Annotated in this window: 14 protein-coding genes; 7 read left to right on the forward strand and 7 right to left on the reverse strand. The window is 67.7% G+C overall.

Features of this window, described 5'->3' with window-relative positions; translation table 11 throughout:
- The first annotated feature begins 69 nt into the window (after positions 1 to 69).
- The gene (locus KXZ72_RS12995; protein ID WP_226081354.1) at positions 70 to 732 is read left to right on the forward strand and encodes a TetR family transcriptional regulator; all 663 of its coding nucleotides are present in this window, start codon (positions 70 to 72) and stop codon (positions 730 to 732) included.
- Between the two features lie 6 nt (positions 733 to 738).
- On the opposite strand, the gene KXZ72_RS13000 is transcribed toward KXZ72_RS12995, so the two are convergent.
- Positions 739 to 1,659: an LLM class flavin-dependent oxidoreductase gene (locus KXZ72_RS13000; protein ID WP_226081355.1), complete on the reverse strand. Its 921-nt coding sequence runs from the start codon at positions 1,657 to 1,659 to the stop codon at positions 739 to 741.
- 302 nt (positions 1,660 to 1,961) lie between these two features.
- Here KXZ72_RS13000 and KXZ72_RS13005 point away from each other — a divergent pair, with 302 nt between their 5' ends.
- Both KXZ72_RS13005 and KXZ72_RS13010 read left to right on the forward strand, forming a co-directional pair.
- Positions 1,962 to 2,297 (forward strand): MerR family transcriptional regulator, encoded by a 336-nt coding sequence (locus KXZ72_RS13005; protein WP_226081356.1) that lies wholly within the window; start codon positions 1,962 to 1,964, stop codon positions 2,295 to 2,297.
- Between the two features lie 113 nt (positions 2,298 to 2,410).
- On the forward strand, positions 2,411 to 3,538 hold the full coding sequence (locus KXZ72_RS13010) for an AI-2E family transporter (RefSeq protein WP_226083533.1): 1,128 nt from the start codon (positions 2,411 to 2,413) through the stop codon (positions 3,536 to 3,538).
- Positions 3,539 to 3,580: 42 nt separating this feature from the next.
- On the opposite strand, the gene KXZ72_RS13015 is transcribed toward KXZ72_RS13010, so the two are convergent.
- The gene (locus KXZ72_RS13015; RefSeq protein WP_226081357.1) at positions 3,581 to 4,531 is read right to left on the reverse strand and encodes an aldo/keto reductase; all 951 of its coding nucleotides are present in this window, start codon (positions 4,529 to 4,531) and stop codon (positions 3,581 to 3,583) included.
- Positions 4,532 to 4,704: 173 nt separating this feature from the next.
- Between KXZ72_RS13015 and fdxA the strand changes: the two genes are divergently transcribed.
- Positions 4,705 to 5,025, forward strand: coding sequence for a ferredoxin (fdxA, locus tag KXZ72_RS13020; RefSeq protein WP_226081358.1), 321 nt, complete (start codon positions 4,705 to 4,707; stop codon positions 5,023 to 5,025).
- Between the two features lie 50 nt (positions 5,026 to 5,075).
- Here fdxA and KXZ72_RS13025 read toward each other — a convergent pair whose 3' ends face one another.
- Positions 5,076 to 5,915 (reverse strand): aldo/keto reductase, encoded by an 840-nt coding sequence (locus KXZ72_RS13025; RefSeq protein WP_226081359.1) that lies wholly within the window; start codon positions 5,913 to 5,915, stop codon positions 5,076 to 5,078.
- Positions 5,916 to 6,005: 90 nt separating this feature from the next.
- Positions 6,006 to 6,713, reverse strand: coding sequence for a TetR/AcrR family transcriptional regulator (locus KXZ72_RS13030; protein ID WP_226081360.1), 708 nt, complete (start codon positions 6,711 to 6,713; stop codon positions 6,006 to 6,008).
- Positions 6,714 to 7,207: 494 nt separating this feature from the next.
- Here KXZ72_RS13030 and KXZ72_RS13035 point away from each other — a divergent pair, with 494 nt between their 5' ends.
- Entirely contained in the window at positions 7,208 to 7,834 is a 627-nt protein-coding gene (locus KXZ72_RS13035) for an META domain-containing protein (RefSeq protein WP_226081361.1), read from the forward strand.
- Between the two features lie 49 nt (positions 7,835 to 7,883).
- On the opposite strand, the gene KXZ72_RS13040 is transcribed toward KXZ72_RS13035, so the two are convergent.
- Positions 7,884 to 8,936 (reverse strand): AI-2E family transporter, encoded by a 1,053-nt coding sequence (locus KXZ72_RS13040; protein WP_226081362.1) that lies wholly within the window; start codon positions 8,934 to 8,936, stop codon positions 7,884 to 7,886.
- Positions 8,937 to 9,075: 139 nt separating this feature from the next.
- Here KXZ72_RS13040 and KXZ72_RS13045 point away from each other — a divergent pair, with 139 nt between their 5' ends.
- Both KXZ72_RS13045 and KXZ72_RS13050 read left to right on the forward strand, forming a co-directional pair.
- Positions 9,076 to 12,831: an AAA family ATPase gene (locus KXZ72_RS13045; RefSeq protein WP_226081363.1), complete on the forward strand. Its 3,756-nt coding sequence runs from the start codon at positions 9,076 to 9,078 to the stop codon at positions 12,829 to 12,831.
- A gap of 291 nt (positions 12,832 to 13,122) precedes the next feature.
- Entirely contained in the window at positions 13,123 to 13,341 is a 219-nt protein-coding gene (locus tag KXZ72_RS13050) for a hypothetical protein (RefSeq protein ID WP_226081364.1), read from the forward strand.
- A gap of 48 nt (positions 13,342 to 13,389) precedes the next feature.
- Here the strand turns inward: KXZ72_RS13050 and mscL are convergent, their stop codons facing one another.
- Positions 13,390 to 13,878, reverse strand: coding sequence for a large conductance mechanosensitive channel protein MscL (gene mscL / locus KXZ72_RS13055; protein ID WP_226081365.1), 489 nt, complete (start codon positions 13,876 to 13,878; stop codon positions 13,390 to 13,392).
- 68 nt (positions 13,879 to 13,946) lie between these two features.
- Positions 13,947 to 14,159, reverse strand: coding sequence for an FmdB family zinc ribbon protein (locus tag KXZ72_RS13060; protein ID WP_226081366.1), 213 nt, complete (start codon positions 14,157 to 14,159; stop codon positions 13,947 to 13,949).
- Positions 14,160 to 14,176: the final 17 nt, after the last annotated feature.

A 14,176-nucleotide genomic window follows, 5' to 3' on the forward strand; every position in this document is an offset into this window, starting at 1 on the left:
GAAAAATCCACCTGAACGACGTTCACTTGAACGCTGTTCAGGTAGGCCTGGATTGAGTATAGTGTGGGGATGGCCACCTCCCGCAACTCCCGGTTCCCGCAGACCCGTCATTCGCGCGAGGACGTGGCCGCGGCCGCCCTCAAGATCCTCGATGACTACGGGCTCGCCGATCTCACGATGCGCCGCCTTGCCGCCACGCTGGATGTGCAGCCGAGCGCGCTGTACTGGCATTTCTCCAATAAGCAGACGCTCCTGGCACACCTCGCCGATCTGATCGTGGACCGCCCCGAGGCCGAGCCCGCGGATAACCCGGCCCGGCCCGGCCCGTGGCGCGCCGCCGCCTCCGCCGAGGCCGAGGCGCTGCGCGCGAGCCTGCTCGCCTATCGGGACGGGGCCGAGGTGGTCTCAAGCACGCTCGCGCTGGGCCTGGGCGCGGATGCACCCGCGCGCCGGCTCACCCGGATTTTTGAGGATGGGGGAGTGGATCCGGAAACCGCCTCCGCCGCCGCGGCCGTGCTTATTCACTTCGCGCTGGGCTATGTCTCGCATGAGCAGCAGCGCATCCAGGCCGATAGCATCGGGGCGGTGGCCCCCGAGAGCGCCGCGGCCCCCGCGGCCATCACCCATCCGCGCGGTGCCGATGGCTTTGGTTTTGGCGTGAACCTGATCCTCGATGGACTCTCCGAGCATGCCGGTCGGCCCGAGGGATCGCGGGCGGCCGAGGCCCGCTAGCGCGGTTTAGGCCGAGGGGCGCAGCGCGGCCCCGAGCCCCAGGCGGCGGCGCAGCGAGCCCAGGCCCGCGGCCCCCAGGATGCCCTCGGCGCGCAGCCGCGGAATCAGATCATGCGCGATACCGCGGGCATCGCCGGCCAGCGAGAGTGGGCGCAGGTGCAGGCCGTCCAGCGGCCCATCACGCAGCTCGGTATGCACGCGCGCGATCAGTGCATCCCCGCCCGGATAGGGATAGGGCACCGAGAGCAGGATGCGCACGGGGAGGGCGCCGCGCCCGTGGGCCACGATCCGCGAGCGCACATCCGTGGTGGTCAGGCCCGCACCATCGGCGAGCACCACCACATCGGCGGTGCGCGCCGCGGTATCCAGGGATGCGGTATCGGAGACACCGATGACCACCGGGGGATTACCCTGCGGGGGTCGCGGCATTGCGCCCGCGCCCCGGGCCCCCTCGGCGGGCAAAAAATTCTCATAGCGCAGGCGGTCGCGATCGATATAGCGCTCGGCCACCTCATCGCGCACCGCGCGGTCCTCCCATGCGTCCCAGAGCTCTCGCACCACGTCGATCAGCGCCTCCGCGCGCTCCCATTCGCCCGCGGGATCCCCGCCGTCCACCGCCGCCTGCCAGCCCGAGCGGCCGCGCGAGGCATAGTCGAGCGTGGCGGTCGCGGTGGAGACCAGGACCGGCTCCCGGCGCGCCACCGTCACGGTGGGTACCAGCCCAATATTCGCCGTGATCGGCGCGATCTTCGCGAGCACATCCAGCGCACCAAGCGTGGAATCGGCCGCGCCGGGGCCCTCCCCGAGCGTGACAAAATCCGCGCCCGCGGCCTCCAACGCACGCACCGCCCGCAGCCGGGCCGGGCCGCCCTGGGCCGGATCAAGATCGGCGGTGAGATCCACCGCAACCGCCAGAATGAAGGTCATCGGGGGCCTCGCACGGGGGCCTGGGCGGGCCCGCGATGGGTGCCGGCGGCGGTGAGCGCTGCGTGCATCGGGTCCCTCCCTCGGGAAATCGGGGGCGCCGCGGCCCCGATTCCTGGGCACGGGAGCGCCGTGAATCTCACATTACGGAAGCGCCCGGGGGCTCACGAGGCCCGGCCGTCATCGGGGGTCATAAATCGCCACCGGGTGTAACGGGAGGCCCCCGGGTGGCCGCGAGGCAAACTCCCGGGATACTCTTTTCCGCCGCCGCGATCGCCCCGCGCCCGCGTGTTAAGGTGGGCCCCATGAGACGCGGCGAGCTGGCCAGACGCACCGGGGTTCATCCCGAAACCATCCGCTTTTATGAGGCGCGCGGGATCATCCCGGCCCCGCGCCGCCTCGCCAATGGCTATCGCGATTATGACGAACAGCATGTGCGGCTGCTGCGCCGGGCCGCCGCCGCGCGCCGCCTCGGGCTGCCGCTTGCGGCCCTGGACCCGGCCCCCGAATCGGCCGCGACGCTGCGCGAGCTCCTCGCCGCGCGCCTGTCCGCGAGCGAGCACGCGCTGCGCCGCCTCGCGCGTGAACGCGCCGATCTGCGCGAATTACTGGCCGCGGAGACTGCCCGGTACGGCGTCTAGGGGTGCCCGGCGCGGTGATTAGGGTTGCCCGGCACGGCGCCTAGGGTTGCCCGGGTCGCGGCCGGCATGACACCCTGGCAGATACGCACGGTCACAGATTGGACACCACCCCTATGGCGCTCTTCGCCCGTAAGCCCCCCAAGCCCTCCGGTCCGCCGGCGGGTCCGCCCTCGCTCTGGCGCGATGGTTATGGCAGGGTTGCGACCCGCAGCCTGCAGACCCTCCTGGTGCTGGGCCTGGTGGCGGCACTGCTCTTCCTGATGTCCCAGGTGGGATTGATCCTGATCGCGGTGATCCTCGCCCTGATTCTGGCCTCGGCCATGTCCCCGGTGATCGGCTGGATGCGGCGCCGCGGCATCCCCTCGATGCTCGCCACCTGGGCCGCGCTGATCGCGATCCTGGTGCTGCTGGGTGCGGTGGGTACCCTGATCGTCTGGGCGGTGCGCGATCAGTGGGCCGACCTGGCCGATTCCGCGGTGGATGGCTTTAACCAGCTTCAGGACTATTTTAAAGACCTGCCCTTCACCATCGACGAGGAGCAGATCGACTCCTTCAAGGAAACCATCACCGGTTTTCTGACCAGCAGCCAGTTTGGTTCGGGGGCGCTCGCCGGAGTCTCGGCCGCCACGAGCTTCCTCACCGGCCTCTTCCTGATGATTGTGGTGCTGTTCTTTTTCCTCAAGGATGGCCCGAAGATTTGGGAGTTCCTGCTGCGCCCCTTCCGCGGGGAGGCCTATCTGCGGGCCCGCCGCGTGGGCGATAAGACGGTCTCGGTGCTTGGCGAATACGTGCGCGGCACCGCGGCGGTGGCCGCGGTGGATGCCATCGGTATCGGCGTGGGCCTGGCGATTCTGGGCGTCCCGCTCGCCCTGCCCCTCGCGATCATCGTGTTTGTTTTTGCGTTTATCCCCATCGTGGGTGCCACGGTGGCGGGGGCGCTCGCCGCGCTGGTCGCGCTGGTGGCCAATGGGCCGGTGAGCGCGATCATCGTGGTGGCGATCGTGATCGGGGTAAACCAGCTCGAGGGCAACCTGCTGCAGCCGGTGCTGATGGGGCGTTCGCTGAAGCTGCATGCCCTCGTGATCCTGCTGGCGCTGACCGCGGGCACGCTGATCGGCGGCATCCTCGGCGCGGTGCTGGCCGTGCCGATTGCGGCCGTGGCCTGGGGCATCATCAGCGTCTGGAACGGCGAGAATATCCCGGCCCGTCCGGCGCAGCAGAAAAGACCCGAGGAGGTCTAGCCCGGGTGCGGGTGGCCGCGGCCACCCGCACCCGGATTATCGCTAGGGCAGGGGACGCCCGCGCGCCGCGGTCCACAGCGCATACCACTCATCGCCGGTCATCGCGGCGGCGGCCGTCTCGGCCCCCGCGCTCGCGGCGATGCGCCCGGGGTTGGCGGTGCCCAGGACCGCCGAGATATCGGCGGGATGCTTCAGCAGCCAGCCGAGAACCACGGCCTCGGGGCCCACGCCGTAGCTGCGCGCGAGATCCAGCACCAGATCGGTTGTGGCCGCATCGGCGGGGCTTTGCTCGGGGGTGCGCTGCGAATAGCGGCCCTTGGCCAGGGGTCCCCAGGCCTGGAGTGCCACGCCGTTGCGGGCACACCATTCCAGCGTGCCGTGCGGGAAGGATACGGCGGTGCCCTCGGGGTGGTTAATCAGCACGCCGCTCTCCGCAAAATCGCTGCGGTAGAGGCTCGCCTCGATCTGGTTCACCACGATCGGAACATCGAGCCCCTCCTGGAGGTAGTCGATCTGCGCGGCCGACATATTGGAGACCCCCAGCGCGCCGATGCGTCCGCTCGCGAGCAGCTCGTTGATGGCCACGCGCAGTTCGCCCACGTTCAGCAGCGGATCGGGGCGGTGCAGGAGCAGCAGGTCCACGCCGGGGGCATCCAGCCGGGCGAGGGAGGCGGTCACGGATTCCAGGACCGCCGCCGCGGAGAGGTCATAGCGCCCGCCGAGCTCTGGGGTGCCCAGGCGGATGCCACATTTGGTTTGCACGGTGGTGTCGGTGAACCAGTCGGGATGGGCGGCGCGCACGGCGCCAAAAACGCTCTCGGCCTTGCCTCGGCCGTAAATATTGGCGTGATCAAACGTGGTGATGCCGGCGTCGAGGGCGGCGCGCAGCGCGCGTGTGGCGTGTTCGGTGGCCGCGGGGGTGACCTCCGGGGCGGTCCATTCCCCGCCGAGTCCCATGCAACCAAAGATGAGTCGCCCGGTGTTTTCTGTCATTGCCGATATCCGTTCGTCGATGAACGCGAGTATGTCGCGGTGGTTCCGTAGTGCAGAATATCGCCTCGCCCGCCGCCGACACGAGGGGTTGCCAAAATTTGCCCTCAAGTGGGCTTGAGGCCCTAGCCTGGGGCCACGAGGAGCGCGGCGACCCGAACGCCGCGGGAGGACCTATGACCTATGTAATTGCCCAGCCCTGTGTGGACCTGAAGGATCGCGCGTGTGTGGACGAATGCCCCGTGGACTGCATCTACGAGGGCGCCCGTTCGCTGTATATTCACCCCGATGAGTGCATCGACTGCGGGGCCTGCGATCCGGTATGCCCGGTTGAGGCCATCTATTATGAGGATGATTTGCCCGAGGAATGGGCCGATTATTATTCGGCCAATGTGGAGTTTTTCCGCGAGATTGGTTCCCCGGGCGGCGCCAATCGCAGCGGAACCTTCGATTTTGATCATCCGATCATCGCGGCACTCCCGGTGCAGTCGCATTAAAACGGGGGTGGCGGCACCGATTCCCGGTGCCGCCACCCCCGGGGATGCGGTTAGTTCACCTCGAGCGGGTGGGCGCTCACGCGGCCATCGCGCTCGAGGGCGGTGATGGCAGCCACCTCGGCGTCGCTGAGTTCAAAATCGAAGACGTCGAAGTTCTCGGCGATACGCTCGCGGCTATTGGACTTCGGGAAGACAATATTGCCGATCTGCAGGTGCCAGCGAATGACAACCTGGGCGGGGGACTTGCCGTGGGCGGCGGCCGCCGAGGCCACCGCGTCCTCCTCGAAGAGCGGATATTTGCCCTGACCCAGGGGGCCCCAGGCCTCGGTGAGGATGCCGTGTTCGCGGCCAAAGCCGGTGACCTCGCGCTGCTGATAGGCGGGGTGCAGCTCGATCTGGTTCACGGCGGGCACCGTGGAGCTGCCCTCGATCACCCGGGTGAGGTGCTCCACGAGGAAATTGGAGACGCCAATCGAGCGGGTCTTTCCGGCGGCGGCGAGCTGCTCCAGGGCGAGCCAGCTTTCCAGATAGCGATCGCGCGCGGGGGTGGGCCAGTGGATGAGGTAGAGGTCCACATAGTCGAGGCCCAGCTTGCCGAGGCTCTCATCGAGCGCGCGGTGCGCGGATTCGGTGCCCTGGTTGTCGTTCCAGAGCTTGGTGGTGATGAAGAGCTGCTCGCGGGGGATGCCGGAGGCGGCGATGGCGCGGCCCACACCCTCCTCGTTGCCGTAGATCGCGGCGGTATCGATATGGCGATAGCCCACCTCGAGGGCGTCGCTGACGATGCGTTCGGTCTCCTCGGGGTCTACCTTAAAGACACCAAAACCGAGCTGGGGGATGGTGAAACCGGAGTTCAGGGTGAGCGTGGGGATGGCGGGATTTGTGGTCATGCCCTCACCCTACGCCGAGTCTTTCGGCCCGTCGAGGGTGAGCACCCGAGTATGACAAACGTTGCGCTCGCCCTGAGCGAACGCCCGGGGTTAGGGGTTCTCGGGGGCGGAGAGTAGGCGCAGCCATTCGCCGAGGAGCGCGCGCTCGGCGGGGCTGAGGATGGCCCCCTCGGGGGTGCCCGCGGATTCGTCCAGCCGCGCGGCGAGGGTGATTGCGGCCCCGGCCAGGCCCCCCGCGCCCGCGGCGGGGTGGTCCGCGCCCGCGGGGGTGAGGATATCCGCGAGGAGCGCATCGCGCACCGCCGCGGAGATTGCGGGATCGGGATAGGCCTCGGGGCGGGTGATGAGGGAGAGCGCCACCCCGCTATTGGCGGACATCACCATGCGGGTCGCCGTCTCGGCGGGCACCCGCAGCCGGCCGGCCGCGGCGCAGCGCTCGATGACGGCGCGCAGGAGGGCATGCGCCTCGCCCACGGCCTCGGGTACCACGGTGAGTCCGGGGGCATACATCAGCCGATAGAGATTGGGGTGGTCGAGGGCAAATGCCGTATGCCCGTCCCAGCCGGAGATCAGGTCGGCCACGGGATCCGCGGAGGGTACGGCCGCGCGCTTCCCCTCCAGATAGGAGCCAAAACCATAGTCCACGGCCGCCGCGATCAGGCCGTTTTTATCACCAAACATCCGATACAGCGTGGGCTGCTGAATGCCCGCGGCCTCGCAGACCGCGCGCGTGGACACATCGGCGGTCGCGGACTGGGCCAGCAGGTCGGCGGTGATTTGCAGGATCCGTGTGCGCATGCCGCCAGCCTATCAGCCACTGTTAGCACTGCCCGGCGAAACCTTTATCGCCGCTACGGCGCGATCCGTGGCCCGGCTGGCGGCCGCGCGGGCCACACAGGATAGGCTGTCCCTCACCCCGCGGCCAACGTCGGCCCGCGGCCATTCGGAAGGTTCGCCATGTTCGCACCCCGCACCACCCCGTTTATCGCCCCCGCCCGCGCCGCCGAGGCCCCGCGCCCGGTTCCCAAGCCCGGGCCGTTCCCGCGCCCCGCCGGTCGCTCCTAGCGGCACGCGCGCGACCGGCCGCGGACTCTTCCATCCGGACCCCGGGGACCGATAAGATTTCGCTCAGTCAGGCCGGTCGCGCGGATGCCCCTTTCCGACACTCCGGCTCCTTCGAAAGGCACCACACGTCCGCACTGCGTCTCCTCGCCCCGGTCGCCGCGCTCGCGGCCCTCGTCCTGGCCGGTTGTGCCGGCCCCTCACCCGATCCGATCAAGGATTCCGATCTGGTGGGTACCTGGGTTACCGGCGAAAGCTATCCCACCCTGAGCGCACCGCCCTATCTGACCATCGAGGACGGCGGCGATTGGACCAGCTCCGATGGCTGTAATACCGTCACCGGAACCTGGGATCTGGGCAAGACCGGGGACCTCACCGTCACGGCCGGCCCCAGCACGCTGATCGCCTGCGAGGGCGCACCGCTGCCCCTCTTTATGTCCACCGCCGCGCGCGCCGAGCTGCGCGAGGGCAAGCTGGTGCTGATCGATGCCGAGAAGAAGGAACTGGTGACCCTGGAAACCGGAACCGCGCCGAGCACCGATCCCGCCGCGGGCGGCTCCGAGGTCCTCGACGTGGCCGGCACCTGGAGCGCCGAGGCCCCCGCCGCGGGTGCCGCACCCACCCTGATCCTGGAGGCCGGCGGCCGCCTCGGCGGAAGCGATGGCTGTAACTCGCTGATCGGCGACTGGAATATCCAGGGCGATACCCTCACCTTTGGGGCGATCGGCTCGACCCGGATGGCCTGCGAGGGCGTGGATACCTGGCTCTCCGCCGCCGCCACCGGAACCGTGGACGGCGATACCCTCACCGTTCTGGACGCCGCCGGAAACGAGATCGGCCACCTCACCCGCCGGTAGCGCATAAAAAGAGGGGGTGTCCCGTGTGGGACACCCCCTCTTTTTATGCCTAGGCGGCGTTTTGTTTGGGCACAACCACCTTGCGCACCACGAGCACAATCGAGGCCACGATCGGCACGGCCACAAGCGCGCCGAGCAGCCCCAGCAGGGTCCCGCCGAGCATCGCACCGATGATCACCAGCGACCCCGGGATATTCAGCGTTTTACCCACGATCTTCGGCGTCAGCACATAGGCCTCGATCTGCATATAGATGACGAGGCAGATGAGCGCGATCAGCGCGGTACCCGGGGAGGTAAACAGCGAGACGGTGGTGATCACGGCGGTGCTCACCACGGAACCGATCAGCGGCACAAGCGATACCACAAACGCGATCACGGCCAGCAGGAACGCATAGCGCACGCCGAGAATACTGAGCAGGATAAAACTGAAGACCGAGTTCAGGAACGCAAGGATAACCATTCCGCTCAGATAGGTTCCGATGGATTTCGCAATCTCCTCGGCGATCGGGACAAAGCTGCCGCGCTTGGACGCGGGAACCAGCGAGTACAGTGCGCGCGAGATCGAATCCAGCGAGGACACCATATAGATCGTGAGGATCACCACAAACAGGGCACCCACGGTTCCGCCGGCCACGGCCGATCCCACCTGGAATACGCCGCCTCCCACGCCGAGCCAAAAATTGGGGTCCTCCAGCGCCTCATAGGCCCAGTCCAGCACGCCCTTCGCGGCGCCGCCGGTGGCCCCGTTCACCGAGAGATACCAGGCCTGATTCTCGACATCGCTAAAGTGGCGCGGCGCCGTGCGGATCAGCTCCATTGCCTGATGCGTGACCAGGGGCACAATGGCCCAGACCAGCGCGGCCACAACCAGCACAAAGCCCAGCGCCACCACCGCGACCGAACCGCCGCGGGAGAGCCCCTGGCGCTGCAGCCAGCGCACAAGCGGATCCAGGCCGAGGCTGATAAACAGCGCGGCAAAAATCAGGGTGAGCGGGCCTGATAGCGAGGCGGTGGCCATTCCCACCGCGAGGGCGCCAAGCACCCCGAGCGCCATCACAAAGCCGAGCCTGAACGCGCCGTATTGGCCGATCTTATTTTTCATAGCCGAGTGTCTCCGATCGCAAAACGGAATGGATAACACCCACCCGATATGGGTCAGAATAACCATAAATTGGGCCCAATCGCCACAACACCCGCCCCGGGTCACACCATTAAGCCCCGAAAGCGCCTAAAGTGTGGTTGTGTGGCCGCTCGATAGAACTTCCGACGATCGCGACTCCCCGCAGGGTGTTGACGATCACCTGACCGTGTCCGGTGAGCCCGAAGGCGAGGCCAGCGGCCCCGAGGATCCCGTGCGGGAGGCCCCGGTAGCGGTGGATCCGCGCGCCGAACGCGACCGCTGGATCGAACAGATCCGCGCCGTCGGTGGGCGATCCCCCCTCCTCCATTTTCCCGATGAGCCGCGCACCCGGATCGAGCTGAGCTCCACCCATCCCGGTGGCCTGCCGCAGTTCATCACGGGGCACTCCACGCTGCTGAGCAATCTCATCCGCGATGAGCTCGCGCTGCGCCGCGCCAAATCCGCGGCCGATGTGATCACCACCAAGGGTGTGGAACTGCGCACCGTGCGCGGTATCGAGTCGATCCACCTCGCAATTGGCCTCGCCCAGTGGCGTCACGAGGGCGAGGACTTCTGCGCCCCCGTGCTGCTGCGCCCCGTGGCGATCCGCCGCTATGGCAAGGATTTTGAGCTGAAGCTTAAAGGCCGCTCGGTCATGAACCCGGAGCTGGTGCGCGCGATGCGTGATCACTTCGGTATTGCACTGAACGCCGAGCGTTTTGAGGCGCTCTCGGTCACCAACGGCGTATTCCAGCCGCAGCCCGTGATCGATGAACTGCGCGGCATCACCCGCCAGCTCGACTGGTTTAGCGTGCAGCCGCGCCTGCTGGTGTCCTCCTTCGCCGATGTGGGGGCCGCGCTCGCCCGCGATGTGGCCGCGCGCGAACACCCCATCCTGGAGGCCCTCACGGGTGATGCCGGTGCCCGCAAGATCGTGGAGAGCCTCTTCCTCCCCGTGGACGCCGTGCGCCAGGACGAGCGCCCGCCCACCACCGATACCCTGCTGCTCGACGCCGATGCCGAGCAGGAAAACGTCATTGCGCAGATCACCGCCGGCAACTCGCTGGTGGTCACCACGCTGCCCGGTACCGGCGGCACCCAGACGGTCGTGAACGCGCTCGGCGCACTCGTGGGCCAGCACCGCCGCGTGCTGGTGGTGGGTGCGCGCCGTTCCGGCCTGGATAGCATTCGCCACCGGCTGAGCAAGGTGGGTCTGCCCGGCCTGTCCGTGGGCCCCACCACCGTGCGCCGGGACCTGATCGAGGCGATCAGCCGCAATGAAAAGGCCGTGGCCCCGAAGATCGCCGATGTGGACGATGCCCTGGTGCGCCTGCGCCGGGTCCTGCTGGACTATCGCGGTTCCCTCGGCCGGGTGGATCCCGAGCTGAAGGTATCGGTCCTGGACGCGCTGGGCTCGCTCACGCGCCTGGGCAACCTCCCTGTTCCGCCGAGCACCGCCGCGCGCCTGGATACCGCCTCCATGGCGGGCCTCGCCGGCAACCGCCGCCCGGTGGCGCATAAGCTGGCCACCGCCGCGGCCCTCGGGGAGTTCCAATACGGCCCCGATGATTCGCCGTGGTACGGCGCGCGTTTTGCCACCACGGTCGAGGCCAAGGCCACCCATGCGCTGGCCAAAAAACTCAACCGCACCGAGCTGCCGCGGCTGCTTGAGCGCGGCTATGACCTGATCGGTCAGACCCGGATGCGGCCGTTTGAATCGGTCGAGGAGCTGGGTATCTATCTGCGCCTGCTGCTGGATATCCGCGATACCCTGGATCGCTTCTCGCCCGCGGTCTTCGACCGCTCGCTGGACGAGCTGATCATCGCCTCCAGCTCGCGTCGGGATTCCCCGGAGATGAGCGCGGCCAATCGCCGCCGCCTGAAAAAGCTTGCGCGCGAATATGTGCGCCCCGGCGTGCATATCGCCGATATGTATGAGTCGCTGCGCAAGATTCAGGGCCAGCGCGTGCTCTGGCAGCGCTATGTTTCCACCGGTGCGGTGCCCGAGGTGCCGCTGGGCATCGCCGATGTGCAGGTGAGCTATCAGCGCGTCGTGGACGACCTGGGTCGCCTCGACGGGCCGCTCGGCCGCGTCACCAAGGACGAGCGCCTGGTGGCACTGCCGGTCAAGGAACTGGTGCGCCTGATGGCGGGCCTGGCCGCGGACTCCGAGGTCATGGAAAACCTGCAGGAGCGCACCACGCTGATCGCCGAGCTGAAGGGTATGGGGCTCGCCCCGCTGATCACCGATATGTCGGTGCGGCACGTTCCCGAGGAGCGCGTGGCCGATGAGCTGGAACTCGCCTGGTGGCAGTCGGTGCTGGAACACCTGCTGGCCACCGATAAGGCACTGCTCGGGGCAAATACCAGCGTGATCGACCGTCTTGAGGCGGATTTCCGGCTCGTGGACGAGGCCCACGCCTCCGCCTCGGGGGCCCAGCTGGCCACGCTGCTCGCCGATACCTGGAAGATTGGCCTCGTGGATCACGCCGAGGAGGCCGCCGCGCTGCGCACGCTGCTGCGCGCCGCCGCCGTGGACCCCGCCGATCTTGAGGGTGCGGCCCCGCACCTCTCGCGGATTCTCTCCCCGGTGTGGATCGCCTCGCCCTATGAGGTCCACCTGATCCCCGAGTCGCTGCGCTTCGACGCGGTTTTCCTCGTGGACGCGGGGGCCACCACGCTCGCCGAAAACGCGGCGGCAATTGGCCGCGCCAAGCAGGTTGTGGCCTTTGGCGATCCGGTCACCCAGAGCCCCATTCCCTTTAACATCGCGGCGGCCGATCCCTCGCGCGTGCAGACCCCCGCCTATGACGTGGAGGCCATGCACCGCGACTCGGCACTCGCCCGGCTCGGCGATCTGCTGCCCACCCTCACCCTGACCCGCAGCTATCGCGCGGGCGGCGAGGACCTCAGCCAGCTGGTGAATCAGCGTTTTTATGACGGAGAGATCGAGTCGCTGCCCTGGGCCGGCTCGTTCCTCGGCCACGGTAGCCTCACGGTGGACTATGTCTCGGGCGGCCGCGGCATGCCCGATGCCGATACCGGCGGCGTGGAATCGGTGGATGCCGAGGTCTCCCGCGTGGTGAATCTTGTGCTGGAGCACGCGGCCTCGCGCCCGCGCGAATCGCTCATGGTGGTCACCGCGAGCGTGAAGCATGCCACGCGCGTGCACCAGGCCGTGCTCTCCGCGTTCTCGCAGCGCTCCGATCTGGCCGAGTTTATCCTGAAGGACCGCGCCGAGCCCTTTGCCGTATTCACCCTGGATCAGTCGGTCGCGGAGAGCCGGGACCGCGTGATCTTCTCGCTCGGTTATGGCCTGACCCCGCACGGCCGGGTACTCTCGCACTTCGGTTCGCTTGGCGAGCCGGGTGGCGACCGCCTGCTCGCGGTGGGAATGACCCGGGCCCGGCGCTCGATGGTCATCGTGTCCTGTATCCGGCCCGAGGATATCGACCCCGCGCGCACGCATCACGGCATCGCGGCCCTCGCCGAGATCCTGCGTCAGCCCGTGCAGCACGTTCCCGCGCCGCCCAATACCGAGGGCGCCGAGCCGATGATGGTGGACCTGGCCGAGCGCCTCTACCGCCGCGGGCTCGACGTGGAGGTGGGCTATCGCGGGTCGATTGCGCTTGTCGCCAGCTATGGTGGCAAGGCGATTGCCGTGGAATCCGATCCCGAGGTCACCTCGGAATCGCTGCGCGAGTCCCTGCGGCTGCGCCCCGATGTGCTGCGCCGCCTCGGCTGGCACTATCTGCGGGTCCACAGCTTTGATCTCTTTGCCGATCCCGAGGGGGTGGCCTCCAAGGTCACCGCGCTGCTCGGGGTCCCCGAGGAGATTCCGGCGGCGCATACCGATCCGGGCCGACACGGCTCCTAGCCTCCACCCACTGCGCCGCCCCTCCCGGGGGTGGCGTTGTGTGTTTCCGGACGGCTTGACCGATGCCCCGTTTCCCGTCCGTCACGGCTTCTCGCCTCCATCCGCTGCGCCGCCCCTCCCGGGGGTGGCGTTGTGTGTTTCCCCGGGACGTATCCGGGTGCATCGGGGAGGCATGACCGATGCCCCGTTTCCCGTCCGTCACGGCTCCTCGCCCCCACCCACTGCGCCGCCCCTCCCGGGGTGGCGTTGTGTGTTTCCGGGGGAGGGGACTGCCGGGGGTATCCTGGAGGCATGACCGATGCACCGCTTCCCGTCCGCCGCGTTCCCGGCTCGCGCCGCGTGATGACCCCGCCGGTGCCCGGTTCCGATCCCGAGCCCCAGGCCGGGTCCCGCGCTATTCGGGCGGGCGAGGATACCGACGGCGGCTGGGGCCAGCGCCCGGAGCAGGGTGGAAACGATGCGCAGCTGCGCGCGGATGTGCCCCCGCACTGGGGCACCCACTCGCACTAAAAAACGGCGACCGACTCGGGGGAGTCGATCGCCGTTTTTGGGATGAGGCTAGGAGGCGTCCCCGGCGTGCTTGCCCGCGGCCTTGGCGGCGGCAGCCTCGGCGGCCTTCGCGGCCTCCGGGTTGGCATTGGCGAGCAGGTCGCGGATCTCGGCGAGCAGCGCCAGATCGGGAGCGATCTCCTCGGGCTCCTCGGCGCTGGGCTGGGTCTTGAGGAGGGCGTCGGCCTTCTTCTTAAAGTGGTTGATCGGCAGAACAAAGGCGAAGTAGACCACAACGGCCACGATCAGGAACTGGATGAGGGCCCCGGCCACGGCACCCAGGCCGATTTCGGCGGGGGTATTGGGATCCAGCGTGGGGATCTTAATGACCCACGCGTTATCAAGGCTATCGGCCTTAAACAGGGCACCGATCAGCGGGTTGAAGACCTTCTCAACGATGGCGTTGACCACCGCGGTGAAGGCCGCACCAATGACGACGGCTACGGCGAGGTCAATGACATTGCCGCGGAGGATAAATTCTTTGAAGCCTTTAATCATCGTTTAGCCTTTCTCAAAACGCGAGCTTTTGGGGTATAAAGCGGCGTTCCTCCGGGCGGAACGCCGACCTATTTAGCGCCCCCCGAGGAGCCCTTTGCGGAGCCCGAACGGGAGTCGGTGCTATAAAAGCCGGAGCCGTTAAAGGTGACCCCGACCGTGCCAAAGAGCTTACGCAATTTGCCAGAACACTTGGGGCATTCTTTCAGTGTTTCATCAGAAAGTGCCTGATTGATATCAAAGGCGTTTCCGCACTCGGTGCATTTATAAGAGTAAAGCGGCATGTTGATCAGTCCTGTGT

Origin of the sequence: Mycetocola spongiae (assembly GCF_020424085.1) — a bacterium.
Taxonomy (GTDB): Bacteria; Actinomycetota; Actinomycetes; order Actinomycetales; family Microbacteriaceae; genus Mycetocola; species Mycetocola spongiae.